A 24,488-nucleotide genomic window follows, 5' to 3' on the forward strand; every position below is an offset into this window, starting at 1 on the left:
CAGGCCAGTCCACGACAAAGGAACCGGTTTTGCGAACTTGCAGGTTACCGGGACAAGCTGATGAAACCCTTAACGCTTCGGATAGGTCAAACAGGCCGGAAGATCAATGCTCAATAACCGCAAAAGTGCAGAAACCCGCCCCAAAACAACTTTTGCCCCCTGCGCCCGGGGTCAGATCGAACATCAAAGTGTTTCCTTCGCCTTTTCCCAGGTATTGACATAAGCCTTCCATTCCGCGCCATCGGGGATGCTTTCATCGATATTGACCATGTCGGCACAGTCGATCATCACCGCCACCTCGTCGGTTTCAACCGGCACCTTGATCATGGTTTTCTGATAGGAACACGGATGCGGACCATGCGGGAAACCGCTGGGGTGGAAGGTTGCCATACCGGGCTTGATATTGCCCCGGCTGTAAAACTCGCCCCGGTGATAGAAGATGAACTCGTCGAAATCCTCGTTCGAGTGATAGAACGGCACGCGAAGCGTCCCTGATTCACCTTCGCCAATTTTCGGCACAAAGGTACTAATGGCAAACCGGTTGGCGACAAAGGTGCTGTGTGCCGCGGGCGGCACTGGCTGATCCGGTTGACGATCCTGTCGCAAGTCGCGCCAGTTCAACCTTACGACACTCAGGTCGCCCTGCCAGCCCACCGCATCCAGCGGATTATAGGGATAGGTCAGGGTCGAAATTGCATTGCGACGCTTGATGTGAATTTCCCAATAGGCTTCGTCCTGCTGGGCACGGAATTTGTCATCAAGTCGCGGCACTTCGAAACTGGTCGGGTTGATCGACGGATGACCTGCCGACTGGGTGTCGTTTGGCAGGCCAAAGGCATCGTTGGTGGCCTCGATAAACAGGAATTCGGACGGATCGGTTGCCTCGAACCGCCAGGCCGTGCCGCGCGGCAGCAGGATGTAATCCCCATCACGATAGGGCATGTGGCCGTAATCGCAATAAAGCGCGCCGCTGCCATTGTGAACAAAAGCAAGCGTATCGCCATCGGCATTGCGCGCCAGCGCATGCATTTTGCCATCCAGCCGCCAATAGCGGACTTCCATCACGGCATTATGCACAATACGGCGCGCCTGCAACGGGCAATCCGGCCCGGCGGCCAACTTGTTCAGATCGAACGCCCGCGGTCGAAGCGGCCCTTCGAAAGAAGCCCAGCCTGCCGGTGGGTGTTTATGATAAATGTGTGCTGATGGCCCAAGGAACCCGTTACGCCCTATTTCGCGTTCATGAACGGTAACGGATGGGGAATTTGTTGAACCTGCGGCATTCTTGGACGCTGCAACGCAATTGCCTTCGCTGTTCGGAAGACGAATCCAGTTCTTCACCTGACACCTCCCGGCCGGATCGGCCATATAAAAGGGCTTGTCGGATTTGCCCGTTATATAAGGATATGTGCAGGTCAGCAGACCTTTTCAAGCCGGGTATACATTTGGAAAAGTACAACTTTCAGATGTGTCCTGCGATATCCGCTGCTTTCCATCAAAAGGGGAAACATCAATTCCCCCGTTCCGATATCCAAACCGGGTGGCAGCGAAGGCAATGATGAAAGCAGCCAGGCGCTGTCCGACGGAATATTGACGTCGTTGATGTGGCAACAACGTCAAATGCACGATGCTTTCACCCCTGTTGCCACCATTCGGACGGGGCAAAGTGGTATCAGACGACCCGTTTTAACAGGCGTGCGAATTCCGTTTTTTCGACATTGCGCACACCATTGGCGTGAAAGTGCTGAATGTGGGGACCCTGTTCGTGATGTTTGCTACGTGCTTCCATCGACTCCCATTCTTCAACGAACACAAAGCATCCGGGCTCGTCCCGATCTTCAAACAGGTCATAGCGGATATTGCCGTCTTCTTTGCGCGATGGTTCGACGACTTCCGCCAGATCGCGACGCAGTTCGTCCTCTTTTCCCGCCTTGGCCTTCAGCCCGACGACGATAAACAGGTTGCTCATTTACTGATTTTCTCCTTGATCGAATGGCGACGAACAGGTTTCTGGTCGCCGCCATCGTTTGCCAACCGTTTTTGACAGATGCCTTAACAGACGCTTTGGCCTATTTATTTCTCGGTCGCCTTTTCGACGTTGAAACCGTCAAAATTGTCAAAAACGCCCATGAAACCGGGAACCGTTGCCTCGCGCGCCCAGTCCCGCTGGAGTTCGCAATACATTTGCACACGGCTGATAAGCTTCACCCCGGCCTGCTCCATACGACGAAGTGCAGCTTCGTGGGCGGCAAGCGACGTACCGCCAACCGCATCAACCGGTACATAGATTTCATAACCTTCCTGAATGGCATCAAGTGCCGGAAAGGTCAGGCAGGCCTCGGTCCAAAGGGCGGTCATGATCAGTTTAGGACGCCCGATTTCCTTGACGGCTTCCTTGAACCCTGTGTCCTCCCAGCTGTTGATCGAGGTACGATCATAGGTCGGCAAATGCCCAAGCACGTCCTGAAGTTCCTGAATCGGTGGCTTGTTGCGACCGGTTTCGACATTGACGGTCGAATGAACGATCGGCAGGTCGTAATTGACCGCAGCCTTGGCAACACTGGTGATGTTGAAGACCAGTTCTTCGCGGGGCATCGAACGGATCGAAGACACCTGGATCGGCTGATAATCAATGACGATCAGGGCCGAATTTTGCGGCGTCAGAAGTTGGTCGGTATGGGGATTACGGATTTTCTCGCTTGCCATCTGGCAGGTCCTTTCCTTGGTTAAAAACGCGCTTCTGTTTGGGCAAAGCCCGCTTTTGGTGAATGGGGTAGCGCGCAGCCCCTTCACGATTTCGGCAGATTGCAGCCATGACTGCGGGCGTGGTCCTGCCAATCGATGGCCAGCGGAATGAAGTTCGATGCGTCGGCAATGCCCGTTAAACTGATCACCGGTCAGGCGGCGGAAACAAAAGTGGGGATGACGAAACAGGCCAAAAGCCAGCTTTGCGGGGGCATTCGTCATCCCCGCCCCGGATCAGCCCCGGGTGTCTGTTACCGGCGTGTTAAGCAATTGCTGTTCCCACAGGAAAGCACTACCGCTTGCGCCGGCGTGGTCCTTGAGTATCTCTGCCAGCTCGACAATATGTTCGGTCCGGGCCCAGTCGCGTTGCCATTCGGATGCAACGGCCAGCCAGGTCATCATATTTGCCCCGGCAGCAATCATGCGCTGGATCGCGACCTGATGCGCCTCGACCGAAACACCGCCACAGGCATCGGTCACCACAGTCACATCCCAGCCTTCGCCAAGCGCCTGTATGGTTGGCATCGCGACACAGACTTCGGTCCAAAGACCGGCAATGATCAGCTGCCTGCGCCCGGTTTCCTTGACCGCATCGACCACTTTCTGGTCCTGCCAAGTGTTGATCAATGTCCGATCAATGATTTCTTGCCCGGGGAAGACATCGGTAATCTGCGGGAAAAGACGACCGCCTTGGGCGGCAATCACGGTTGTCAGGATGGTTGGCACACCAAACGCCTTGGCAACCTTTGACAACCCTGCTGTATTGTTGATCACCATATGGGGATCGTGACTGTTCAGGTTTGCAAGCTGATAGGGCTGGTGATCGATAAGAACGAGCACCGAATCTTCGGGGCGAAGAAGCGAATCGAGGCCATTGCGAAAAGTCATGACGATCCTTTGCTGCCATATTGAAGGTGGTTTACCGAAAGGCTTCTTTTCGGTTGCTGCACTGCCAAAACTGTCATACCGGTCAGGGTTGCACTACCGACCAAGTTTGCTACGCAGTGTCGCAAAATCAGGGACGCTAAATTGGATTTAGATGATTTACAGACTTTTGTAGAAGTTGCTGATGCTGGTGGTGTTTCACCTGCCGCACGGCGGCTTGGCGTGTCCAAATCCGTCGTTAGTCGGCGGCTGATCCGGCTTGAAGCCGAACTGGGTATCCAGCTTCTGACGCGCACAACACGCGGGGCTTCTTTGACCGAGGCCGGGGCCATGTTCCGGGACCATGCGGCCAAAGCCTGCGCCGAGATTAATTCGGCCAGAGAAGTGCTATTACCCTCGGGTCAGCTATGTGGCGTGCTGCGCGTTTCGGTGCCGCTTTCCTTTGGGCCAGATCACTTTGCTCCGGTGCTGGCGGAATTGGCTGTGCGCCATCCGCTGCTTCATCTCCATACGTGTTACAGCGATCAGGTCGTCGATCTCATATCGGGAGGATTTGACTGCGCGATACGCCTCGGATTTCTTGAAGATTCAAACCTGATCGCACGGCGTGTTGGCCCGATTTACGGAACGGTTGTCGCAAGCCCGGCCTATATCAAAGAACATGGCGCGCCCGATACGCCGGAAGAATTGCAATCCCATCAGGCTCTTATGAAGGGAAATGAGGCATGGCAGCTTATGGATGGTGACAAGGTCATCACGGTTCGCCCGCAGGGGCGCTTCAAAGCAGACAACGGAACCGCACTTGTCGCCGCAGCCCTTGCCGGACTTGGCGTCGCCTACCTTCCGGATGGCCTTATCGCCGGACATATTGCATCGGGGGCGCTGGTTCGCGTGATGCAACGTTATCCTATTCCAATGGCGGGAATGTACGTTGTCCGCCCGCCATCACAGCATCCCGACCGGAAAGTCCGCGCATTGACCGAATTGCTGATCGAACATTTCGGATCAGTCTCGTGCATCGCCTGAATGCAACAGCTCGCAGCAAGGGAGAAACCTATGGATAAAATCACCGGTGGCTGCCTATGCGGCAAAGTCCGGCTTGTGGCAACGGGAAAGCCGTACCGGGTTGGCCTGTGTCATTGCCTTGATTGCCGGAAACACCATGGCACGCTTTTTCACGCGTCGGCGGTTTATCCAAAGAACGCGGTAACGGTCGAAGGCGACGTGCGTGATTATCAGGGGCGCTATTTCTGCCCGACCTGCGGATCATCGGTTTTCGGCCATAGCGGGGACGAGATCGAAGTGAATATCGGGTCGCTCGACGCGCCCGATCAGTTAAAGCCCACCTACGAGCTTTGGACCATTCGCCGCGAGGGGTGGCTGCCGGAATTTCCGCTTGCGAAACACTATGAGCGGGACCGGGAAGGCACGGATCGTTCGGAGGAATAGGGGAACAGAAATGGTGCGCCCGACAGGATTCGAACCTGTGGCCCCCAGATTAGGAATCTGGTGCTCTATCCTGCTGAGCTACGGGCGCACTTTATCGGCAAGAGGCATTCAATTAGCAGCTTCGATAGCTGCGATCAATCCGCCAGCGCCGCAAATATGTCGTACCATGGCCAGAAAAGCAAAAAGCCCCGCAAAATGCAGGGCTTGAAGCGGCGTTCCGGAACGTCGGATCACTCAAAGATCGCGTCGATCGGAATGGCATAGGTCAGAGACAGGATTTCCGTGCCCGGGTTTTCGTCGCCGATGCTGGCGTTCGAAATGTGGGCGATACCGAGGCTCAGACGTTCGCGGCTGTCAAAGCGGAAGCCGAGCTCAAGACCGGAACGGAATTCGATCCAGTGACCAAGGTCTTCGCCGTCACCCTGATGGTAGGCTCCGACCGAGGTATAGATGCTGGAAACGAAGTGATCGCCCCACAGCACATCCATCGCCAGACCGCCATAACCGTGTGCTGCCTTGTCGCTGGTGACCATCACGCCGGTGATCGGGCGCAGAACGCCAAACATCGCGTGCTGGAAACGGTAATCAAGACGGAATTCAGCGGCTTCTTCATCCTGCGTGATATCGACCATACCGGTCGAGAATTCCAGCAGGCCGCTGTCATTGTTATTGCCAAGAAACTGCTGCGCGTTTGCCGCACCTGCAAATCCTGCGACCAAAAGCAGGGCCAGGATTTTCCCCAAAACCAACCGCATTAACCTAAGTCCCCTCTAGGATAAATTTGGGCATATACTACCCAACCGTATGATATAAACAACAAAACAATGACACGACTGTTTTAATTTTTATCAAAGCCGGTGCCATTAAAGGAATTCGTGGCACGCACAAGTTCGCGCACGATCCCCGGTTCACTTGCCGCGTGACCGGCATCCTCAACGATATTCATTTCAGCACCCGGCCATTGCGCGTGCAGCTCAAACGCGGAAACCGGCGGACAGACAACGTCATAGCGGCCCTGAACAATGCGGGCCGGCAGATGACGGATTCGATCCATATTCCGAAGAAGCTGGTCAGGGGCAAAGAACCCCTTATTGACGAAATAATGATGTTCAAGCCGCGCCAGCGCCAATGCGATCCCGTCACCTTCGAAATCCGCGACCAAGCCATCATCGGGCAGCAACGTGCAGCAGGTCGCCTCGAACCCGGACCATGCGCGCGCCGCTGCAACCGCGGCAGCTTCGCCGTCCCTGCCGGCAAAGACATCGCCATAGCGATCCAGCAGGGCAGCACTTCCGGGGTTGCGATCAAACCCGACAGCGGCGAGGAATTTTTTCTCGGCCTCGGCAAAGAATTTGCCCATGCCATCCATGAACCAGTCGATTTCCCGATCCCGGCACAGGAATATCCCGCGCAGAACAAAACCAAGCACCTGTTCCGGGTGGGCCTGCCCATAGGCAAGCGCCAGCGTTGACCCCCATGACCCGCCAAACACCAGCCATTTATCAATGCCGCGATCCTGACGGAGCGCTTCGATATCGCCAATCAGATGGTCGGTGGTATTGTTTTCAAGGCTGCCGAACGGGCGGGATTTACCGGCACCGCGCTGGTCATGCAGGATCACCCGGTATTTTTCGGGATCAAAGAAGCGGCGCGACTTGGGCGATATCCCACCGCCGGGCCCGCCATGCAGGAAAATCACCGGAATGCCGTCGGGATTGCCGACTTCCTCCCAATAGATCGCATGCCCGTCGGGCCGTTCCAGCCAGCCGGAATAAGCAGGTTCGATCTCGGGATAAAGCATTGGGGAGCCTCTTGGAATCTAGCGGTTCATTCTTCTACACGTCCAGAGTGTAATTGGACAAGTCCAAAGCCGTTTACGGTTGACCGACAGACTGTTCCACACATAGGGACGCCGGATTGGTCAGTTCCAGGTACGGTCCGCCGCGATCTTCGATCATGCCGCGCACACGGATTTTATCGCCAATCCAGTCTTCCATATGCTGTCCGGCCGTTTTGATCGCATCGCGCAGATCGCGATCGACCATCACGGTGAAATCGTTGCGCCAGTCGGAACCAAAATTAAGGTAGCTGCGCCATTCGCGGTCTTCGATGCGTTGAAGGATGCCATCAATTACGGCAAATCTTCCGACGGCCCGCGCCGCATCGGGAAGATCACCATCAATTTCCGAGGACCCGGCATAATGATAAGCCGGGCTCTGGCCCGGTGCCCAAAGCCCGATTTGCTGCGACATGGCCGATTGCTCGGCCGCAAGCCAAGCATCAATCGGACGGCCTGTTTCGGGCAAAAGCATCACAAGCCCTGTTTCAAGCAGCTTTTCCTGCCAGAGTTTACCAAAACCATCCCGCATATCGGCCAGATGCCGCCCGGCGAAATCGGGCGTTTGATCATAGGCAACAAGATCGGTGATGGCAGAAGACCCGTTTTGCATGGCACTTAAAGCCGCATCCTCGAATTCAGGAACAAAGGCGACATCGGCCAGCCGCCAAAGGATATCTGGCCGGGAGGTCGCAATCAGCGCATCGACGGTTTCGGGCTTTGCCAACCGGATCGGTATCGACCTGACATCACTTCCACGAGCATTGACGGAACCAAAGGACGGCCCGCACAGCCATTGATCCGCCTTTGCCGGGATGCCAAAGGCCAGAATTCCGGCAATCAGACACAAAAACAGCGACATACGGCAGATCGCCGCAAAATTTCCCGATTTTTGCGAATAGGTTTGATTGTTGCGAGATATTGATTGGCAAGCCAACACGCGCTACCACATCGTAAGGGATAAAATTGCGGTTCCGGCAAAGGATACGCATCGCGGGCACAAGAGGAAAGACTTCAATGAGCTGGCTTTTTCATCGCAAGACAAGACGATTGGCAACCGCCCTTGGCGCGCTGGGTCTGGTGGCAACCCTTGCGGGCTGTTCGACCAACCGCGCGACCGGCGAGGACAGCTTTACCGCCTTTATGTCCCCCGATCAGGAAAAACAGGTCGGCGCGGAAGAACATCCGAAAATCGTGCGCGAATTTGGCGGCGATTATGACGAGAAGAATATAGAGGCCTATGTGACCGAAATCGGCAACAAGCTGGTGGCGGTTTCCGAAGCCCCCGACGAGAAGTTTACCTTCACCGTCCTTGATTCACCCGTGATCAACGCCTTTGCCTTACCGGGCGGCTATGTTTACATCACGCGCGGACTGGCTTCGCTTGCCTCGAACGAGGCGGAGCTTGCCGGGGTTCTCGCCCATGAAATCGGCCATGTCGTTGCACGCCATTCCGCCCAGCGTTACAGCCGCGGTGTCCTGACCCAGATTCTGGCCGGTGGCCTTTCGGCGGCCCTTGGCAATGGGGCCGGCGATATCGTCGGTGTCGGCGCGAACGCCTATCTGAAGTCGTTTTCGCGCGAACATGAATTCGAAGCCGACATGCTGGGCGTGCGTTACATCACGCGCGCCGGATACGACCCCGAAGGCATGGCGTCATTCCTGAAAAAACTGCGCGCCCATTCGCGCCTTCAGGCAAAACTGGCAGGCCGGTCGCCCGATGAAATCGATCAGTTTGATTTCATGGCCACCCACCCGCGCACCGTTGACCGCATCGAACAGGCCCACAAGGCCGCCAATGTTACACCGGTCGCAAATCCCGAAGTCGGCAGTGTCCGCTATATGCGCGCCATTGACGGGATTATTTACGGTGACGGCCCTGATAACGGTTATGTCCGTGGAACGTCGTTTATCCATGTGCCGCTTGATTTCCGGTTCGAGGTGCCCGACGGATTTTCGATGATCAACCAGCCCGATGCGGTGATTGCACAGGATGAGGGCGGCGCACAGATCGTGTTTGAAGGCGCACCAAAGGCCAAGGGTGTCGCGCTTGATCAATATCTGGCGCGCGGTTTTTCCAGCAAGATCGCCATCACCAATATCGAAAAAATCGATATCAACGGTCAGGAAGCCGCCACCGGATATGCCGATGTCAACCTGAATTCCGGTGGCAAGGCGCGCCTTCGGGTGGTTGTCATCCGGCACGGCGATAACGCCTATCAGTTCCTGTTCATCATGCCGCTTGATCAGGTTGATGCCTATAACGTTGCACTTCGCCGCACAACATACAGCTTTCGCCCACTGACCCGCGAAGAGCAGCAGAAATACCATCCGCTGCGCATCAAGGTGCGCGCCGTGAACCCGGAATATGATCTTTCGACCTTTGTCGGCCAGATGGCGGTATCACGTGAACCGGCCGAAACCTTTGCCGTACTGAACGGGCTTGAACCCGGGCAGCCACCGGCAACCAATTCGATGGTCAAGGTTGTCATCGACTAACCAGAACAAAGGGGCAGCAAATCCGGTTTGCTGCCCCTTTTGGTATCGAATACCCTGAAAAATCAGCTTTCGATCTGATCGACAATCCTGCCGTCGCGCCCGATCGCAACCGCGATCAATGGGCCACCGCGCCCTGCCCCGCCGTCAATCGACAGGGTAAATTCGCGTTCCTGAAGGCCAAGATTGGCCAAGGCAGATCCCCGCACGATCCGGCGGCAATCGTAATAACGATCCGTGATGCTTTCAAACATCGACCCGCCCCACCAGAAGGTATCGGTCTGTCCGGTCAGCGGACGCGACGCATCAAGCCCGGCATGCACAAAGATCAACGAGCCATCCGTGGCATAGGCCGCGTGCTTCAGGTCCGACAAAAGCGAACTGTGACCAGGCCTGCGACGAAATGCTTCGCCAAACTGGCCGGTCCATTGCGAAATCGCATGCGCCCCCTGCCGCATCAGCGATTGGGTATGCGACGGATCAAAGCCATAGGCGCGCAGCGTCCCGGCAATACCGCGCGACAGCATCCAGTCGAATACCTCGCCCGGGTTCGGGGCAAAGTGAATCTGTTGCAGTTTGCTCAGCATTTCTTCGGTGGAACCGCGCAAAAAGGCGATATCGGCAATATCAACGCCTTCTTTCGCCAGGAAGTAACGCCGGAACAGCAGTAATTCATTGATAGCACCCGATACGGCCTCGGCCGTGCCATCGCCCCAGTAATTGCCAAGATAGATCAGGCGATCACCGGCTGTGATTTTGCCCCGAAGCTTGCCATGAACGGCTTGCAGCGCGGCAAGATCGCCATTGATCGCCCCGACGGTCCATATTTTGTCCGCCGGTTTTATCGGTGCCAGAACTGCGCTCATCGCCATAACGTGCCCAAAATAAACAAAACCGGCCCAAGATTACCTTGTAGGCCGGTTTTTAAAAAGAGGTCTCTGTATAACAAAGCTGTACAGGCGTATCAGGCAGCTTTCTGCAACAGTTTTTCAAGCTTGCCCGAAGCCTTGTCCTTGTCGATCTTTTCGATCGCGGCCAGTTCATCAACAAGGCGTTCAAACGCTGCTTCGTAAATCTGGCGTTCGGAGAACGACTGTTCAGGCTGGGTGGCGGTGCGGTGCAGGTCACGAACCACTTCGGCGATCGAAACCGGGTCACCGGAATTGATCTTTGCCTCATATTCCTGCGCACGGCGCGACCACATGGTGCGTTTGACGCGCGCACGGCCTTTAAGGGTGATAAGCGCCGAGTCCATCTGTTTTTTCGAGGACAGCTTGCGCAGCCCGGAGTTACCCACCTTGTTGACCGGCACGCGCAAGGTCATGCGGCTCGAATCAAAAGTGATGATGTAAAGGCGTAATTCCTGACCCGCGATTTCCTGGGTCTCCAGGCCATCAACACGGCCAACACCGTGTGCGGGGTAAACAACGTAATCGCCAACAGCAAAGGGCAACTTATCCGACATCAAGCTTCCTTCCGGCCCAAACAGGCCTGGTCATTCAACTGTAACACTATAGACCCAGCGACACGAAGAGCTGCACACGACGATGCTTTTGGCGAAGTCGCGGTTTTTGACAGGATATAATAGCGGAGATCCGACTGCGCGGAGCGAGCCTGCCGAGCCCTTGAACGCGAGTTGCCCACAATAACACAAAGAGCCGGCCTATCACAGATTTTTTCCGTGCGACCGGCTCAATGCAGCCATGCGCCAATAAAATCAGGGTGCAAAAACAGTGGTTTTACAAGCGTTTAACGCGTTTTATCAATCACCGGTTCCCGGTGCTTCGCTGAGCAATTCAGTCTTGCCCGACTTGCCATTCCATTCGTCGGCATCGGCCGGTGCATCACCCTTGCGCGTAATATTCGGCCAGACTTCCGCGAATTTGCGGTTGATCTCAAGCCAGTTATCCAGATTCGGTTCCGTATCGGGAATAATGGCCTCGGCCGGACATTCAGGTTCGCAGACACCGCAATCAATGCATTCGTCCGGGTGAATAACCAGGAAGTTTTCACCTTCATAGAAGCAATCGACGGGGCAAACCTCGACGCAGTCCTGATACTTACACTTGATGCAGTTTTCTGTCACCACATAGGTCATGGTGTAACTCCGTTCAGGTTGCGAGGCCGTGATGCGGCTGCGCCCGCGCTCGGCCTTGTTCTCTCTCGGGGCATTGGGTTATCACGCAGTGCGGTTGTGTGCAACTCCAATAAAATCCCATTTTTTTTAGTAGTATTGCCGTTTCGGTGCATTGCGATATCGCAGTTAAACAGACCGCATCGGACGTTCAAACCGGCTTTGGCGGGAAAATACATAAATCCCGGCAATTTTCCAGTATTAGAACCCGCGCAACAATTGCTTTTGCGGTGCCAAGCACATAGTCTGGACTGTGAAACATGGTCATAGAGCCATGCAGGGGTGTGGATTGGCGGAGGGTAGCCTGAAAACACAACGGCTCAGATGGCGTGACCGCTTGTCTGTCAAACAGGCACGTGCCGCTGTCGTTATCACCCTTCTGATTGGCCTGTTTTTCAGCGTCGTACAGATTGTCTGGGATCTTTATGAAGAACGCAGCCTGATTGACCGAACCGTTAATCAGGTTTTGTCGACGTTGCGCGAATCCGCAACACAGGCGGCCTATGGCCTTGACGAAACGCTTGCCGCACGCGTGGTGTCGGGCCTGTTTGAATATGAACCGGTTTACAGCGCGACGCTGCGCGACAATTTCGGAAATGTTCTGGCGCAAAAATCGCGCGCCCCCTCATCATCGGGGCGATCCGCATTTAGCGAAGTGATGTTTGGCAACAACCAGCAATATAACGTGCCGTTGCTGACCGGTGAAAGCCGTGATCTTGTCGGCCATCTGATCGTTCGGATCGATACCGACCTGATTGCCGATGGTTTCATCAATCGCGCCACCCGCATCCTGACGTCGGGCATTTTGCGCAACTTCCTGCTGGGGCTTGCGCTGGTTGTATTCTTTTACCTGACACTCACCAAACCGCTTTTGCGCATTTCACAGGCCGTCACCGGCATTGATCCAGACAGTCCCGATGCAACGGGGCTGACCGTTCCCCGTCATCATCAACGCGATGAACTGGGCCTTTTGTCTCGGTCCGTTGCCACACTGGTCGAAGGGATTGCATCAACACTTGGCAAATTGCGCCAGGCCGAACAGCAGATGCGTGATAACGAGTCCCGCCTGCGCGCGATTGTTCAGAACGTGGCCGATGGCATTCTGACCATCACGCCGAACGGCACCATTGTTGAGTTTAACAATGCATCCTATCCCCTGCTGGGCCTGAAAGAAGGTGAAACGCCAAAGGGACGGTCGCTTCTCGAATTTATCGCCCCGCGCGCCATTCCGAATTTCGAGGAAAGCCTTGCCGAGCTCTCGGGTCTGGACCTGCGTCATCATATCGCAGAGCAGCGCCTGACGCTGCCGCTGGTACGGATGGACAAGACCGAGATCGAAGTAAGCGCCGCGTTTCGCCCGATCCCCGATGCGCAAACACCGCTGATTACGGTTGTTCTTCACGATATCACCGCGCGCAAACGCTATGAGGAACAACTGGTCTATATGGCCAATCACGATGCGCTGACCAACCTGCCCAATCGCAGCATGCTGGAATACAGCCTTAAATCAGCGCTTGAGAATCACAAACGTGATGCCGCCAGCCCGCATGACCGGGCAACCGCGATCCTGTTTATCGATCTGGACCGGTTCAAGCTGATCAATGACAGCCTTGGTCACAATGTCGGTGATTTACTGCTTAAGGCCGTGGCGGACCGTTTGCGCCGGGTGATCAGCCGACAGGAAATCATCGGCCGACTGGGCGGGGACGAGTTCCTGATTATCATCCCGCGGCTGCGCGAAACGCAGGATGCCGCCACACTTTCGCAGGCGGTTCTGGATGCGCTGGCCCCGGCCTTTGACATTCAGGGGCGGCACTTGTTCATCACACCGTCAATCGGCATCGCCCTTTGCCCGGCGGATGGCGATGATTTCCCGACCCTGATGCGCAATGCCGATACGGCGATGTATAGTGCAAAGGCCCGTGGCGGCGGGACCTATCACTTCTTTACCAAGACGATGAATGAAAGTGCGGTTGCGCGGCTTGCCATTGAAAATGACCTGCGCGAAGCCCTGAAAGAGGGACAGTTCGAACTTTATTACCAGCCAAAGATCGAACTGCTATCAGGCAAGCTTGCCGGGCTTGAGGCCTTGATCCGCTGGAACCAGCCGGGGCGTGGCTTTATATCACCAATGCAGTTCATCCCGGTGGCCGAGGAAACCGGACTGATTGGCAAGATCGGCGAATGGGTATTGCGCCGGGTCTGTGATCAGATCCGCGAATGGGATCTGCTGGGTCTGCCGCCGGTCAGCATTGCGGTCAATCTGTCCCCCAGACAATTGATCGAAGGCCGCATTACCGAAACGATTTCGCGCATCCTTGATGAAACCGCAACACCGGCATCACGCATCGTTCTTGAAATCACTGAAACCGTGATGATGCATGAAATCAAACGATCGGCATCCATCCTTGATGAATTGCGCAAGCTTGGCCTGCAGATCGCAATTGACGATTTCGGGACGGGTTATTCGTCGCTGGCCTATCTGAAACGATTGCCGATCAATTCGATCAAGATCGACCGGTCGTTTGTCCGCGATGTGACGACCGATCCCGACGATGCGGCGATCACCAACACGATTATCATCATGGGGCACAATCTTGGCCTGAAGGTGGTTGCAGAAGGGGTTGAAACACAGGAACAGCTTGAATTCCTTCGCGAACATGGCTGCGACGAAATCCAGGGCTTCCTGATTTCCGAACCACGACCGGCCAATATCACAGCCAGACAGATCGAACAGCTTTCGCGCACGGTTGCGTCTATTCTATAATCGGCCCTATCCTTGCGGATGATGCCTGATACAACAAGAACACAAACCGAAAATCAGAGAAAAACATGTCCCAGAATCGATCCGTCCTGCTTGTCGATGACAGCAAATTTGCCAGACTGCTGGTAAAGGCCTTTATCACCAGCAACTATGCCGACTGGCGGGTGGACGAGGCCGAAGAAGCCGAAAAAGCCCAGGCAATGGCCGCCGAGCATGCCTATGATTACCTTTTGATCGATTTCAACATGCCGGGCATGAACGGGCTCGAATTGGGGGAAAAGCTGCGCGCGGCTTATCCCGATGCTGCAATTGCGCTTCTGACGGCCAATATACAGAAGGAAATCCAGAACAAGGCCCACGGGCTTGGCATGGACTTTCTGGCAAAACCGCCAACCGAAGAAAAGATTTGCGATTATCTGAAGGGCAAGGAAGCCGGGCGATGATCGACCTTAGCGAGCTTGAACACGACACAATCAGCGAATTGATCAATATCGGGGTCGGCCGTGCTGCCGCGTCCCTGTCGGAAATGGTTGATCAGCCGGTGGAACTGACAGTTCCGACGATCACCTTTGTCGAAAGGTTTTCCGATTCAAACCTGACATCTTCGCCCGAAGAAGTGGTTTCCGCCGTCAGCCAGTCATTCGATGGCCCGTTCAAGGGCGAGGCGATGCTGGTTTTCCCGGAAAAGCGCAGCCTTGAACTGGTGCGGCGGTTGCTTAAGGTCGATGTGCCGCTCGATACCCTGACCGATCTTGAACAGGAAGCCCTGATGGAGGTCGGCAACATCATCCTCAATGCCTGCCTTGGCAGCATTGCCAACGTGCTGGGCGAGCCGATCAATTGTTCGATGCCGACATTTCGCAAACGCGAAACCCGTGCATTGTTAAATGAAGACACCGCATTTGATGCCGCGTCTGGCAAGATGCCGGTTCTGATGATCCTGCATGTGCAATTCATGCTGCGCCAGAACGATATTGATGGCTATGTGCTGTTTGTCATGGATCTTGACTCCATCCAAACCCTGAAGGAACTGGTACGACGCTTCCTTGAAAACGCACTTGGTTGACGGGCAGCGCCAAGATGACAAACCCTACCCCCCCGATTGTCGATATCAAGAATGCCGCCGAGGCCGCCGACCTATACAGCAATCTGCTTGATACTGCCGATGTCGGATTGGTGGTGATCGGGTCGGATCATGCCATCTGTCACTGGAACCAGTGGATGCAAAGCCGGTCGGGTATTCCGGCCGATCAGGCAATTGGCAAACGGCTGAGTGCGGTTTTCACCGAAACACGTTTGGGGCGGCTCTGCCAAGCAATCAAGGATTGCCTGGAATTCGGCATGCCTGCGGTAATTTCGCCGTCACTTAATCAAGGTGCGCTGCCGCTTCGCCCATTGCCACAATTTGCCGCAACATTTGACCGCATGGAACAATCCATTCGCGTTCATCCGATTACGACATCGCGCGGCGAAAAGCTGTGTTCACTGACCGTGCGCGATGTGACCCTTGCGGTGCAGCGTGACCGGCTTTTGCGCCAACAGGCTGCCGAACTGGCCGAACTGGTCACCCAGACCCGACGCAGCGAAGACCGCACGCGCGCGATTTTGCAAAACACCATTGATGCCATTCTGGTCGCATCTGATGACGGCAACATAGAACCGCTGAATGCCCGCGCACAGGAACTTTGCGGCCCGGAAGGCGACCCGGAACTCAGCAACATTATCCGGTTTCTGCTGCCTGATAGCGAACATACCCCACCACAACGCCCGACAGCCGACAGGTTACTGACCGATCTGGGGACCGGCGTGATCGAGGTTCTGGCATGCACCCCAAATGGCCGCAACGTGCCGCTTGAAGTTGCGATCAGTCATTTTTCGGCAGACGGACGCTATCATTACATCATCACGCTTCGCGATATTTCCCAGCGCAAACGCCATGAAATGGAAATCCAGCGCACCATGGCGGAACTGGAACGTTCCAACAGCGAACTTGAACAATTCGCCTATGCCGCGTCCCACGATTTGCAGGAACCGCTTCGCATGGTGTCAAGCTATACACAGCTGATTGCGCGGCGATACAAGGATCAGCTTGACGAAACCGCAGATGAATTCATCCATTATGCGGTTGATGGCACCCAGCGCATGCAGCGCATGATCGACGACCTTCTGACCCTGTCGCGGGTCGGACGGCATGGCAAACCGTTCAATGCGGTCCCCCTTGATAGTCTGTTTGATGCGATTGCCGCCAATTTCCGGCGCGCAGGCCTTGGCCCGGCGGGCAATATCGTGCGTGACGGCTTCCTGCCAACCGTAACCGGGGATGCCAGCCAGCTTTTGCTGCTGTTTCAGAATCTTGTTTCGAATGGCCTTAAATACAGCGACCCTGACAAGGGTGAAGTCCGGATTTATGCCACCGAAACCGATGAAAGCTGGAAGGTTTTCGTTGCCGATAACGGCATCGGGATCGAACCGCAATATCACGCAACAATCTTTGAAATCTTCAAACGCCTGCACGGTTATGGTGAATATGCCGGGACAGGGATCGGTCTTGCGATCTGCAAAAAGATCGTCGACCGGCATGGCGGAACGATTTCGGTAGAAAGTGAACCGGGCAAAGGCAGCACGTTCTGCGTTGAATTGCCGAAAGAATTGCCGATTGTGATCCCGCCAGAAAGCATGTAGCTTTCGTTTACGTAAGCGTAAACCTGAACGGGATGTCATGAGCGACAATTATTCCATCACCGACCTTGCCCGCGAGTTCGACGTCACGACCCGTACCATCCGTTTTTACGAGGATCAGGAACTGATCGCCCCGGCTCGTCAGGGGCAGACCCGCATTTACAGCCATCGCGACCGGGTGCGCCTGCGCCTGATCATGCGGGGCAAGCGGCTTGGCTTTTCGCTTAAGGAAATCCGCGATCTGCTTGATCTTTATGACACCGACCGCAGCGAAATCATGCAGTTGACCATCCTTGTCGGCAAGATCAATGAACGCCGCGACACGCTGCGCAAACAGCGTCAGGATATCGATGCGACACTTGATGAGCTCGATAAGCTTGAAGAAACCTGTCAGGAAGAATTGACCCGCAAATCGGGGAACTGATCTGCACTGTTGTGTGCCTTGACGTGGTCAGGAATCAGGAGCCTGCACCCGGCTCCCCGCCCTGCGTCTGTACCTGCGCCATCGGCATCGATGCGGGCAGACGCGACGGGCGCGACAGGATAAAACAGCTGACCGGGATCGCGACAAGCAACTGGATCATCACCACCCAGCGGTTTTCGACAAAGATCAGGGATGCGGCAATCACCACGACAAAGGCCGACATCGCCATGATCTTGGCCCGGCGATGGATCACGCCATGTTCGTTCCAGTGCCGGATCGACGGACCAAAATGCGGATGATTGTAAATCCACGCATGCAGGCGCGGTGACCCTTTGCTAAACAGCCAGGCGGCCAGCAGCATGAAGGGGGTGGTCGGCAGAATTGGCAGAAATGCGCCAACAATTCCAAGCCCTACCGAAAGCCAGCCCAAGGCCAGATAAAGATACGATACCTGCACGTCTTATTTCCTGTTTACAGCCCTGCCCGCCCCTGACAGGGTAAGTGCCTTCAATGTAGGTGGAATGCCATTGTTTTTCAATCAACAGCACCCACCGGCTTTCGGGCTTCTGCCGTGCGGGATCGCCGCACAACTTGCCGCCCCTATTACTTAGACGATCCGCCATGCTCGAAATCTCAAATGATCTTTATCTTGATGAACGCCATCTGCAATTCCAGTTCGTGCGCGCATCCGGACCGGGCGGCCAGAACGTCAACAAAGTATCGACCGCGGTACAGATGCGCGTGCGTATTGATGACCTGACGGAATTGCCGCAACGCGTGCGTGATCGCCTGCGTGAACTGGCGGGCAGCAGGCTGACCAATGACGGGGAAATCATCTTTGACGCGCAGCGTTATCGCACCCAGGAACGGAATAAACAGGATGCCATCGAACGGCTTCTGGCCCTGTTGCGCAAGGCCGCAGAACGCAAGAAATTCCGCGTCAAAACCCGCCCGTCTCTATCGGCCAAACGCAAACGGGTCGACACGAAAAAGAAACGCGGCGACGTAAAGAAAATGCGCCAGCGACCGATGGATTAGGCCGCAGATACCGGTCAGGACAACGGGCATTTATGCAGCCAGTCGTCCATCAAGGCGGCCATTTCCGAGTTTTCCACACCCGCCTGTGACAGCGATTGCCAGGTCGAAAACTGCACCGCATGTCGCGCAACCGCTTGGCACATCTTGCCCTTGCGTCGTTCGGCAGGCAGGCTTGCCAGTGCATCGGCAGACAACATGTCGAGATAGCCATCAAAGCCCTTCATCTGTTCATGAAGGGCTGGGACATTTTCCCGATCACGATAGCAATGATCCCACATATAAGCCGTTTCACCATAATAGTGATAAAGCATGCTCAGTATCGCGAGGCCCCAGTCACCCTCTGCTACCGACTCGCGCCATGATGCGGGATCGGGTGGCGGGTTAAGGCTCAGCCAATGTGACGAGCACGCATCAAGCAATTCATTTTCTTCGGGAAAATGCCGATAGACCGTCAGGCGCTGCACCCCGGCGCGGTCTGCAATCGCGCTGATGGTTGTGCGTGCCGGGCCGACTTCGCCATGCAATTTCATCGCAGCTTCGAGAATCTTGAGGCGCGTTTCGTCTTCTTTTTCCGCGCGTAACGTCTTGTTGTATTTTCGTTTTTCCATTTAATAAAACATCACTGTTCTTTTAAATTTAAACCAAAGGAACTGCGTTCTTCATTTTAAATGAACACATGTGATCATTCACTTTCTTGGTAGTTCCCCAAAGAGCCACAAAATACACATGATGCAGCCCAACCCTGAATTTAACCATCATCACCAGCTTTGCCGAAATGAGCAAGATGAACCTTCGGGACATCCCGGTTCGTATTGCGGATTTCCAATCCGGATTTGCACACAGCCAACCGGGTTTCTATAACTGTCATGGAATGACACAGGATTTGCCAACATGACAATCCAATGGAACGAAATCGCCAAGCCCGCCCTGCCCGCCAATTGCGGATGGCGCGGCATCTACCGGGTGCGTTATTCGGAAATTGGCGATAACGGCCTTGCGATGTTGCCGGCCCTGGCCGATTACATGCAAGACGCCGCTGGTTGGGGCGCACGCATCCTGAAACTCGCCTATGACGACACGGTTGATAAAGGCATGGCATGGGTGCTGGCGCGGATGGTCATTCATGTCCGACGCTATCCCGGCAATGGCGAGGAAATCATTGTCGAAACATGGCCATCGGGCGTTGCAAGGCGTGTGGCCACCCGCGATTTCCGTCTGATCGACGGCAAGGGTGATGTAATTGCGGTCGCGCAAAGCTTCTGGGTGATGTTTGACCTGCTGGAACGCCGTGCCGCAAGCTGGCCGGACTGGATCGAAGAACGGCTGCCAAAACCGCCCGGCCCGAAACTGATCGAACCACCATTCCGGCCGCCCTTCACCACCGACCCGTTACCCGAAATCGACAGCATAAAGGCCCGCCCATCCGATCTTGACCTGTATGGGCATGTCAATAATGTGCGCCTGATGCAGTGGGTGCTTGGCGCAACCGGTGCGGATGCAAAACCGGACTTCCAACCCGAAAGCATCGATATCCAGTTCCGCACCGAATGCCGGGTTCACGAACGGGTAAAGGTTCGCCAGACGAACGGGTTTTCCGCGATTACGCGCGATGGCGACGGGGTTGATCTTGTCCGTGCCCATGTGGTGGCACGAAACCAGACCGCTCTGGCCTAGGATCAGGACAGAATTCCGAGCAGTTCGGCAATCGGTCTGAAACTGCGGCGGTGATGCAGGGTCGGCCCGACAATGCCAAGCCCCTCCATATGCTTTTTCACGCCATATCCCGCATTGCCATCCCATCCGAAATGCGGATAGCGCGCGGCAAGGCGGGTCATGGCGCGGTCGCGCACGACCTTGGCAACGATGGATGCCGCCGCGATGGATAATGATCTGCCATCGCCCTTGATGACCGTTTCCACCGCGCACGGCAGCCCCGGGTCACGATTGCCATCCACCAGCGCCTGATCAGGGCATTGCGGCAAACGCGCCACTGCACGGCGCATCGCAACATAGGTCGCCTGAAGGATATTGATCCGGTCGATTTCACGGACCGATGCCGCGCCAATACCAACCTCGGCACATCCCATGATCAGGTCAAACAACAGATCGCGTTTCTTGACCGACAGCTTTTTGGAATCGTTGAGTTCCGCCAGAAGGATTTCAGGCAGCCGTTCATCACGCGGCAGGATCACGGCCGCGGCAACCACCGGCCCGGCAAGCGGCCCGCGGCCGACCTCGTCGATCCCGGCAATGCGTCCGCGATATTGATCCTCGATGCTGAAATCCGGCATGTAAAACCTGTCCCTCCTGCCTTGTCCTCATAGCAAGGATGTGGGGCGGTCGACAATGTCATCTGTGATGACGTCTGGCAAAATCATCCGCCGTGATGGCATATCGCACGCCATCACTATCGGTCTTGTGATGGCGCATGCCGATCTTTCGTGCGACCGCAAGTGACCCGATATTGCGTGCATCGATACAGGCAATGAAACTGTCCAGTTTCATTTTTTCAAACCCGTGCGATAACACGGCGTTGGCGGCCTCGGATGCATATCCCCGCCCCCAGAAAGCCGGTTTCAGACGCCAGCCGATTTCGATTTCGGGTCCAACGGCGTCCTCGGGGATCAGCAGAACCCAGCCAATGAAACTGTCCGGTTCCGTTTTTCGAAACAGCGACCAATATCCCAGCCCCGGCCCGTAATCCATGGTGATGCGATCATGGATAAAGGCGCGATGTTCGGTTTCATCGGCCCAAGGCCCCTGAACGAAATCGGTTACGCCGGGTTCGCGATCCATCGCAAAACAATCGTCAAGATCATCCAATGTCCGCGGGCGCAGCCATAGACGTTCGGTTTCCAGTATCATTCGGTTTTCCTGCTATTCGAGCACCGCAACAGCATAACAAAACGGCACCGCTTGAACGGTGCCGTTTTAAGGTTTGCAAACCCGGCTATTTTTCGTCGGGTTTATATTCTTCGCTGGGGTCATAGCCATCCGGGCCAACCGGATCAAAGGTCGCCCAACCTTCGTCCCGACCACTTTCCGGAAGGTCCTTATGCGGGTCAACATGACGCAGCAAATAGGCCTTGGCGATCAGGTTCGCGGTGATCGGTGCCGTCAGGAACAGGAACAGCGTGATCAGCAATTCATGAATGGTGAAATGCCCGCGTTCGATCCAGAAGAACAGCATCGAAGCAATCAGAATGGCACCAACACCCACGGTGGTTGCCTTGGTCGGCGCATGGAGCCGCGGCAGCAATTCACGCAGCTTGATCATCCCGAACGACCCGACCAGCAGGAAAATCCCGCCAATCACGATCAGAACAGAAATGACGATTTCAGCAATAAACGGCATCCTGTCTCTCCCTATTCGATGATGTCGCCACGCAAGACGAACTTGCAATAGGCAACGGTGGAGACAAAGCCGAACATGGCAAACAGAAGCGCGCCTTCGAAATACATCGAGGTCGCGCGGCTGATCCCGTACAGCACCAGAAGGGCAATGGCGTTGATCGCCATGGTATCAACCGCCAGAACACGATCAGCAATGGTCGGCCCCTTGGCCAAACGCCACAGATTCATCAACAGGGCCACCGCCACACAGATAAAGCCGAAATTCAGTGCATATTCGATCATTCGAAAATCTCCTTCAGACGGCCTTCGTAGCGGGTCTTGATATCATCAACCACGCCCTGCGGGTCCGGCGCATGCAGGCAATGCACCAGAAGGCTTTTGGCATCCGCACTCAGATCGATGGTCACCGTGCCCGGCGTCATGGTGATCGTCCCGGCAAGGGTCGTGATCGCCTCGGGCGAGGTCAGATCAAGCGGCACAACCACGCTTTTGGATTCAAGGCTTTCGGTCTTGCGAAACAGGATCAGTCCGGCAACCACAACATTGGCGACCAGAATGTCCCACAACACGATCAACCCGTATTCGCAGATGGCATAGGCATTGCCGACCTTTGGGCGCGCGGGCCAGAAGTTTGACGTGATCAGCGGGATGGCAATCGCCAGGATCGCACCAAAGACCACGGCACCAGCCGATATTTCATTGACCAGCAACACCCAGACAACCAGCAGGGCCAGCGAGAGCAGCGGGTGGGGAAGACAACGTTTCAACATCATCACTATCCTTTCATCACCGCTTACTGGCCAGACTGTGTGGCGGGTATTTCACCCAGCACAGCCCGGATGTAATCCGTGGTGTCAAACAATTGCGCCGCCGTTCCCTGCAGGTAATCCGTGATCGGGGCGGCAAAGACCGTCAGCACAACCAGCGCACCAAGCATGCCGCAGGCGGCAATGATCGGAAGAACCGGCCAATTGGCGCCTTCGACCTCAATCACGCCTTCGGCAGACGCGCTTTTCCAGAACAGCACACTGCCAGCCCGACCGAAACCGACAATCCCCATCAACGACGTCACAAGGATCACCGCCCAGATCCAGACGCCGAACGCGCTATCGCGCGCAGCATCAAGGATAAGAAGCTTGCCGATAAAGCCACTAAGCGGCGGCATCCCGGCCATGGCGATGGCGGCAATAAAGAACAGAACCGCCAGCAATCCGGACTGATGGAAAACCGGCGCGGTGTTCAGGCGATCGCCATACTGGCCACGGCGCGATGCCACAAGATCACCGATCAGGAACAGGGCCGCACCGGCAAAGGTCGAATGCAGCAGATAATAAAGACCGGCCGAAATGCTTTCGGGCGTAAACAGCGCGATGGAAATCAAAAGCGTTCCCATCGATCCGATCACGGAAAAGGCAATCAGACCATTAAGCCGCTTGGCCGCCAGAACCCCGATCATGCCAATCGCCAGTGTCACAATCGCGGCTGGCAGGATATAGGGCTGTGCGAGCCACGCCATATCACCGGCATTTTCACCAAAGCCCAGCGAATAGACGCGCAGGATCGAATAGGCCCCGACCTTCGTCATGATGGCAAACAGCGCCGCCACCGGGGCCGGTGCATTTGCATAGGTGCCCGGTAGCCAGAAATGAACCGGCACAAGGGCCGCCTTCACACAGAACACCAAAAGCAGGATCAACGCCCCGGCACGCAGCAGCGCGGCATCACCAGCCGCCACCAGCGGCACCTGAACGGCAAGATCAGCCATGTTCAGCGTACCGGTAACGGCGTAGATCATGCCGACCCCGACAAGGAACAGCGACGACCCCGTCAGGTTGATGACGATATATTGCATGCCCGCCTTAAGGCGTTCCGCCCCGGCCCCATGCAGCATCAGACCATAGGATGCGATCAGCAGGACTTCGAAGAAGACAAACAGGTTGAACACATCCCCCGTCAGGAAGGCACCATTGACCCCCATCAGCTGGAACTGGAACAGGGCATGGAAATGCTGGCCGCGCTTGTCCCATTCGCTGGATGCAAACAGGATGACGCCAAGACCAAGGATCGAGGTCAGAAAGATCATCATCGCCGACAGACGATCCAATACGATCACGATCCCGAACGGTGCCGGCCAATCGCCAAGCGCGTACATTTCCGGGTTGTTGTTATTGGCAAAAATCACCAGCGACAGGGTAACCGCCACAAGGGCGACGGTCGCGGTGATCGAGAATATGCGCTGCAAGACAATGTCGTGACGCACCGCCAGAACAATCAGGGCGGCCATCACGGCAGGCAGCAAAATGGGGACGACAATCCAGTGACCCATCAGTTTTCATCTCCTGCTTCGGATGGTGCGCCTTCCGGGCGACCGTCAACATGGTCATTACCGATTTCAAGATAGGCCCGGATTGACAGCACAACGATCAGTGCGGTCATCCCGAACGAAATCACGATCGCTGTCAGGACAAGCGCCTGGGGCAGCGGATCGGTATATTCGGTAACACCATCACGCAGGATGGGCGGCATATCGATGGTCAGGCGTCCCATGGCGAACAGGAACACGTTCACCGCATAGGACAACATCGCCAAACCGATCACCACCGGGAAAGTACGACCGCGCAGCAACATATATGTCCCGCACATGGTCAGAAGCCCGATACTGCTTGCTACAAGAAACTCCATG

At 55.6% G+C, this 24,488-nt stretch carries 29 protein-coding genes and 1 tRNA gene; 10 read left to right on the forward strand and 20 right to left on the reverse strand.

Annotation, left to right across the window (positions count from 1 at the left end):
* Positions 1-183: 183 nt before the first annotated feature.
* From BC440_RS05610 to BC440_RS05625, 4 genes are all read right to left on the reverse strand, one after another.
* Positions 184-1,341 carry a homogentisate 1,2-dioxygenase gene (locus BC440_RS05610; protein WP_065702143.1) on the reverse strand — a complete coding sequence of 386 codons (1,158 nt, stop codon included), beginning with the start codon at positions 1,339-1,341 and terminating at the stop codon, positions 184-186.
* Between the two features lie 331 nt (positions 1,342-1,672).
* Positions 1,673-1,969, reverse strand: a complete 297-nt coding sequence (locus BC440_RS05615; protein WP_065701787.1) for a putative quinol monooxygenase — start codon at positions 1,967-1,969, stop codon at positions 1,673-1,675.
* A 104-nt stretch (positions 1,970-2,073) separates the two neighbouring features.
* Positions 2,074-2,967 (reverse strand): hydrolase, encoded by an 894-nt coding sequence (locus BC440_RS05620; RefSeq protein WP_196871089.1) that lies wholly within the window; start codon positions 2,965-2,967, stop codon positions 2,074-2,076.
* A gap of 12 nt (positions 2,968-2,979) precedes the next feature.
* Positions 2,980-3,633: a hydrolase gene (locus BC440_RS05625; protein ID WP_065701788.1), complete on the reverse strand. Its 654-nt coding sequence runs from the start codon at positions 3,631-3,633 to the stop codon at positions 2,980-2,982.
* A 141-nt stretch (positions 3,634-3,774) separates the two neighbouring features.
* Between BC440_RS05625 and BC440_RS05630 the strand changes: the two genes are divergently transcribed.
* On the forward strand, positions 3,775-4,656 hold the full coding sequence (locus BC440_RS05630; RefSeq protein ID WP_065701789.1) for a LysR family transcriptional regulator: 882 nt from the start codon (positions 3,775-3,777) through the stop codon (positions 4,654-4,656).
* Positions 4,657-4,686: 30 nt separating this feature from the next.
* Positions 4,687-5,079 (forward strand): GFA family protein, encoded by a 393-nt coding sequence (locus BC440_RS05635; protein ID WP_007090184.1) that lies wholly within the window; start codon positions 4,687-4,689, stop codon positions 5,077-5,079.
* Positions 5,080-5,090: 11 nt separating this feature from the next.
* Here the strand turns inward: BC440_RS05635 and BC440_RS05640 are convergent.
* From BC440_RS05640 to BC440_RS05655, 4 genes are all read right to left on the reverse strand, one after another.
* Positions 5,091-5,167: transfer RNA gene (locus BC440_RS05640), tRNA-Arg, on the reverse strand.
* A gap of 142 nt (positions 5,168-5,309) precedes the next feature.
* On the reverse strand, positions 5,310-5,834 hold the full coding sequence (locus BC440_RS05645) for an acyloxyacyl hydrolase (protein WP_007090185.1): 525 nt from the start codon (positions 5,832-5,834) through the stop codon (positions 5,310-5,312).
* Between the two features lie 83 nt (positions 5,835-5,917).
* Complete coding sequence (gene pip, locus BC440_RS05650) at positions 5,918-6,880, reverse strand: prolyl aminopeptidase (RefSeq protein ID WP_139189976.1); 963 nt, start codon at positions 6,878-6,880, stop codon at positions 5,918-5,920.
* Positions 6,881-6,953: 73 nt separating this feature from the next.
* Positions 6,954-7,778: a hypothetical protein gene (locus BC440_RS05655; RefSeq protein ID WP_065701791.1), complete on the reverse strand. Its 825-nt coding sequence runs from the start codon at positions 7,776-7,778 to the stop codon at positions 6,954-6,956.
* Between the two features lie 155 nt (positions 7,779-7,933).
* Here BC440_RS05655 and BC440_RS05660 point away from each other — a divergent pair, with 155 nt between their 5' ends.
* Complete coding sequence (locus BC440_RS05660; RefSeq protein ID WP_037987239.1) at positions 7,934-9,415, forward strand: M48 family metalloprotease; 1,482 nt, start codon at positions 7,934-7,936, stop codon at positions 9,413-9,415.
* 62 nt (positions 9,416-9,477) lie between these two features.
* Here BC440_RS05660 and BC440_RS05665 read toward each other — a convergent pair whose 3' ends face one another.
* The 3 genes from BC440_RS05665 to fdxA form a co-directional block, all read right to left on the reverse strand.
* Entirely contained in the window at positions 9,478-10,284 is an 807-nt protein-coding gene (locus BC440_RS05665; RefSeq protein ID WP_065701792.1) for a hypothetical protein, read from the reverse strand.
* 92 nt (positions 10,285-10,376) lie between these two features.
* Complete coding sequence (locus tag BC440_RS05670) at positions 10,377-10,877, reverse strand: CarD family transcriptional regulator (RefSeq protein WP_007090190.1); 501 nt, start codon at positions 10,875-10,877, stop codon at positions 10,377-10,379.
* A 297-nt stretch (positions 10,878-11,174) separates the two neighbouring features.
* Entirely contained in the window at positions 11,175-11,510 is a 336-nt protein-coding gene (gene fdxA, locus BC440_RS05675; protein ID WP_007090191.1) for a ferredoxin FdxA, read from the reverse strand.
* A gap of 373 nt (positions 11,511-11,883) precedes the next feature.
* Between fdxA and BC440_RS05680 the strand changes: the two genes are divergently transcribed.
* From BC440_RS05680 to BC440_RS05700, 5 genes are all read left to right on the forward strand, one after another.
* Positions 11,884-14,313, forward strand: coding sequence for an EAL domain-containing protein (locus tag BC440_RS05680; RefSeq protein WP_065701793.1), 2,430 nt, complete (start codon positions 11,884-11,886; stop codon positions 14,311-14,313).
* Positions 14,314-14,378: 65 nt separating this feature from the next.
* Positions 14,379-14,753, forward strand: a complete 375-nt coding sequence (locus BC440_RS05685; protein WP_007090193.1) for a response regulator — start codon at positions 14,379-14,381, stop codon at positions 14,751-14,753.
* Positions 14,750-15,376: a hypothetical protein gene (locus BC440_RS05690; protein ID WP_007090194.1), complete on the forward strand. Its 627-nt coding sequence runs from the start codon at positions 14,750-14,752 to the stop codon at positions 15,374-15,376. The genes BC440_RS05685 and BC440_RS05690 overlap by 4 nt, the downstream gene beginning before the upstream one ends.
* A 14-nt stretch (positions 15,377-15,390) precedes the next feature.
* Positions 15,391-16,992 carry an ATP-binding protein gene (locus BC440_RS05695; RefSeq protein WP_065702145.1) on the forward strand — a complete coding sequence of 534 codons (1,602 nt, stop codon included), beginning with the start codon at positions 15,391-15,393 and terminating at the stop codon, positions 16,990-16,992.
* A gap of 37 nt (positions 16,993-17,029) precedes the next feature.
* Complete coding sequence (locus BC440_RS05700; RefSeq protein ID WP_065701794.1) at positions 17,030-17,413, forward strand: MerR family DNA-binding transcriptional regulator; 384 nt, start codon at positions 17,030-17,032, stop codon at positions 17,411-17,413.
* Positions 17,414-17,447: 34 nt separating this feature from the next.
* On the opposite strand, the gene BC440_RS05705 is transcribed toward BC440_RS05700, so the two are convergent.
* The gene (locus tag BC440_RS05705; RefSeq protein ID WP_037987237.1) at positions 17,448-17,870 is read right to left on the reverse strand and encodes a YbaN family protein; all 423 of its coding nucleotides are present in this window, start codon (positions 17,868-17,870) and stop codon (positions 17,448-17,450) included.
* 164 nt (positions 17,871-18,034) lie between these two features.
* Here BC440_RS05705 and arfB point away from each other — a divergent pair, with 164 nt between their 5' ends.
* Positions 18,035-18,451, forward strand: coding sequence for an alternative ribosome rescue aminoacyl-tRNA hydrolase ArfB (gene arfB, locus BC440_RS05710; RefSeq protein WP_007090198.1), 417 nt, complete (start codon positions 18,035-18,037; stop codon positions 18,449-18,451).
* A gap of 14 nt (positions 18,452-18,465) precedes the next feature.
* Here the strand turns inward: arfB and BC440_RS05715 are convergent, their stop codons facing one another.
* Positions 18,466-19,059 (reverse strand): helix-turn-helix domain-containing protein, encoded by a 594-nt coding sequence (locus BC440_RS05715; RefSeq protein ID WP_065701795.1) that lies wholly within the window; start codon positions 19,057-19,059, stop codon positions 18,466-18,468.
* Positions 19,060-19,342: 283 nt separating this feature from the next.
* Between BC440_RS05715 and BC440_RS05720 the strand changes: the two genes are divergently transcribed.
* Positions 19,343-20,125 (forward strand): acyl-ACP thioesterase domain-containing protein, encoded by a 783-nt coding sequence (locus tag BC440_RS05720; RefSeq protein ID WP_065701796.1) that lies wholly within the window; start codon positions 19,343-19,345, stop codon positions 20,123-20,125.
* A gap of 2 nt (positions 20,126-20,127) precedes the next feature.
* Here BC440_RS05720 and BC440_RS05725 read toward each other — a convergent pair whose 3' ends face one another.
* The 7 genes from BC440_RS05725 to BC440_RS05755 all read right to left on the reverse strand — a co-directional run bounded on the left by BC440_RS05725 (position 20,128) and on the right by BC440_RS05755 (position 24,487).
* Positions 20,128-20,742, reverse strand: a complete 615-nt coding sequence (locus tag BC440_RS05725) for a ribonuclease HII (protein ID WP_065701797.1) — start codon at positions 20,740-20,742, stop codon at positions 20,128-20,130.
* Positions 20,743-20,800: 58 nt separating this feature from the next.
* Positions 20,801-21,316: a GNAT family N-acetyltransferase gene (locus BC440_RS05730; protein WP_065701798.1), complete on the reverse strand. Its 516-nt coding sequence runs from the start codon at positions 21,314-21,316 to the stop codon at positions 20,801-20,803.
* 85 nt (positions 21,317-21,401) lie between these two features.
* Positions 21,402-21,806, reverse strand: coding sequence for a Na+/H+ antiporter subunit G (locus tag BC440_RS05735; protein WP_007090203.1), 405 nt, complete (start codon positions 21,804-21,806; stop codon positions 21,402-21,404).
* Between the two features lie 11 nt (positions 21,807-21,817).
* Positions 21,818-22,087, reverse strand: a complete 270-nt coding sequence (locus BC440_RS05740) for a K+/H+ antiporter subunit F (RefSeq protein ID WP_007090204.1) — start codon at positions 22,085-22,087, stop codon at positions 21,818-21,820.
* Positions 22,084-22,578 carry a Na+/H+ antiporter subunit E gene (locus BC440_RS05745; protein ID WP_223304866.1) on the reverse strand — a complete coding sequence of 165 codons (495 nt, stop codon included), beginning with the start codon at positions 22,576-22,578 and terminating at the stop codon, positions 22,084-22,086. Before BC440_RS05745 ends, BC440_RS05740 begins: the two co-directional genes overlap by 4 nt.
* Positions 22,579-22,598: 20 nt before the next feature.
* Positions 22,599-24,131: a monovalent cation/H+ antiporter subunit D gene (locus BC440_RS05750; RefSeq protein WP_065701799.1), complete on the reverse strand. Its 1,533-nt coding sequence runs from the start codon at positions 24,129-24,131 to the stop codon at positions 22,599-22,601.
* On the reverse strand, positions 24,131-24,487 hold the full coding sequence (locus tag BC440_RS05755) for a Na+/H+ antiporter subunit C (RefSeq protein ID WP_065701800.1): 357 nt from the start codon (positions 24,485-24,487) through the stop codon (positions 24,131-24,133). Before BC440_RS05755 ends, BC440_RS05750 begins: the two co-directional genes overlap by 1 nt.
* Position 24,488: the final 1 nt, after the last annotated feature.

This window comes from Thalassospira sp. MIT1004 (assembly GCF_001858545.1).
Taxonomy (GTDB): Bacteria; Pseudomonadota; Alphaproteobacteria; order Rhodospirillales; family Thalassospiraceae; genus Thalassospira; species Thalassospira xiamenensis.

Excerpts from the sequence above, each read along its gene's own strand:
- arfB (WP_007090198.1), top strand. The coding sequence starts at position 18,035 with ATGCTCGAAATCTCAAATGATCTTTATCTTGATGAACGCCATCTGCAA.
- BC440_RS05720 (WP_065701796.1), top strand. The coding sequence starts at position 19,343 with ATGACAATCCAATGGAACGAAATCGCCAAGCCCGCCCTGCCCGCCAAT.
- BC440_RS05670 (WP_007090190.1), bottom strand. The coding sequence starts at position 10,877 with ATGTCGGATAAGTTGCCCTTTGCTGTTGGCGATTACGTTGTTTACCCC.
- BC440_RS05635 (WP_007090184.1), top strand. The coding sequence starts at position 4,687 with ATGGATAAAATCACCGGTGGCTGCCTATGCGGCAAAGTCCGGCTTGTG.
- BC440_RS05615 (WP_065701787.1), bottom strand. The coding sequence starts at position 1,969 with ATGAGCAACCTGTTTATCGTCGTCGGGCTGAAGGCCAAGGCGGGAAAA.
- BC440_RS05725 (WP_065701797.1), bottom strand. The coding sequence starts at position 20,742 with ATGCCGGATTTCAGCATCGAGGATCAATATCGCGGACGCATTGCCGGG.
- BC440_RS05730 (WP_065701798.1), bottom strand. The coding sequence starts at position 21,316 with ATGATACTGGAAACCGAACGTCTATGGCTGCGCCCGCGGACATTGGAT.
- BC440_RS05695 (WP_065702145.1), top strand. The coding sequence starts at position 15,391 with ATGACAAACCCTACCCCCCCGATTGTCGATATCAAGAATGCCGCCGAG.
- BC440_RS05715 (WP_065701795.1), bottom strand. The coding sequence starts at position 19,059 with ATGGAAAAACGAAAATACAACAAGACGTTACGCGCGGAAAAAGAAGAC.
- fdxA (WP_007090191.1), bottom strand. The coding sequence starts at position 11,510 with ATGACCTATGTGGTGACAGAAAACTGCATCAAGTGTAAGTATCAGGAC.
- BC440_RS05660 (WP_037987239.1), top strand. The coding sequence starts at position 7,934 with ATGAGCTGGCTTTTTCATCGCAAGACAAGACGATTGGCAACCGCCCTT.
- BC440_RS05645 (WP_007090185.1), bottom strand. The coding sequence starts at position 5,834 with ATGCGGTTGGTTTTGGGGAAAATCCTGGCCCTGCTTTTGGTCGCAGGA.
- BC440_RS05740 (WP_007090204.1), bottom strand. The coding sequence starts at position 22,087 with ATGATCGAATATGCACTGAATTTCGGCTTTATCTGTGTGGCGGTGGCC.
- BC440_RS05655 (WP_065701791.1), bottom strand. The coding sequence starts at position 7,778 with ATGTCGCTGTTTTTGTGTCTGATTGCCGGAATTCTGGCCTTTGGCATC.
- BC440_RS05750 (WP_065701799.1), bottom strand. The coding sequence starts at position 24,131 with ATGGGTCACTGGATTGTCGTCCCCATTTTGCTGCCTGCCGTGATGGCC.
- BC440_RS05685 (WP_007090193.1), top strand. The coding sequence starts at position 14,379 with ATGTCCCAGAATCGATCCGTCCTGCTTGTCGATGACAGCAAATTTGCC.
- pip (WP_139189976.1), bottom strand. The coding sequence starts at position 6,880 with ATGCTTTATCCCGAGATCGAACCTGCTTATTCCGGCTGGCTGGAACGG.
- BC440_RS05620 (WP_196871089.1), bottom strand. The coding sequence starts at position 2,967 with ATGACGAATGCCCCCGCAAAGCTGGCTTTTGGCCTGTTTCGTCATCCC.
- BC440_RS05745 (WP_223304866.1), bottom strand. The coding sequence starts at position 22,578 with ATGATGTTGAAACGTTGTCTTCCCCACCCGCTGCTCTCGCTGGCCCTG.
- BC440_RS05625 (WP_065701788.1), bottom strand. The coding sequence starts at position 3,633 with ATGACTTTTCGCAATGGCCTCGATTCGCTTCTTCGCCCCGAAGATTCG.
- BC440_RS05755 (WP_065701800.1), bottom strand. The coding sequence starts at position 24,487 with ATGGAGTTTCTTGTAGCAAGCAGTATCGGGCTTCTGACCATGTGCGGG.
- BC440_RS05690 (WP_007090194.1), top strand. The coding sequence starts at position 14,750 with ATGATCGACCTTAGCGAGCTTGAACACGACACAATCAGCGAATTGATC.
- BC440_RS05735 (WP_007090203.1), bottom strand. The coding sequence starts at position 21,806 with ATGCCGTTTATTGCTGAAATCGTCATTTCTGTTCTGATCGTGATTGGC.
- BC440_RS05700 (WP_065701794.1), top strand. The coding sequence starts at position 17,030 with ATGAGCGACAATTATTCCATCACCGACCTTGCCCGCGAGTTCGACGTC.
- BC440_RS05665 (WP_065701792.1), bottom strand. The coding sequence starts at position 10,284 with ATGGCGATGAGCGCAGTTCTGGCACCGATAAAACCGGCGGACAAAATA.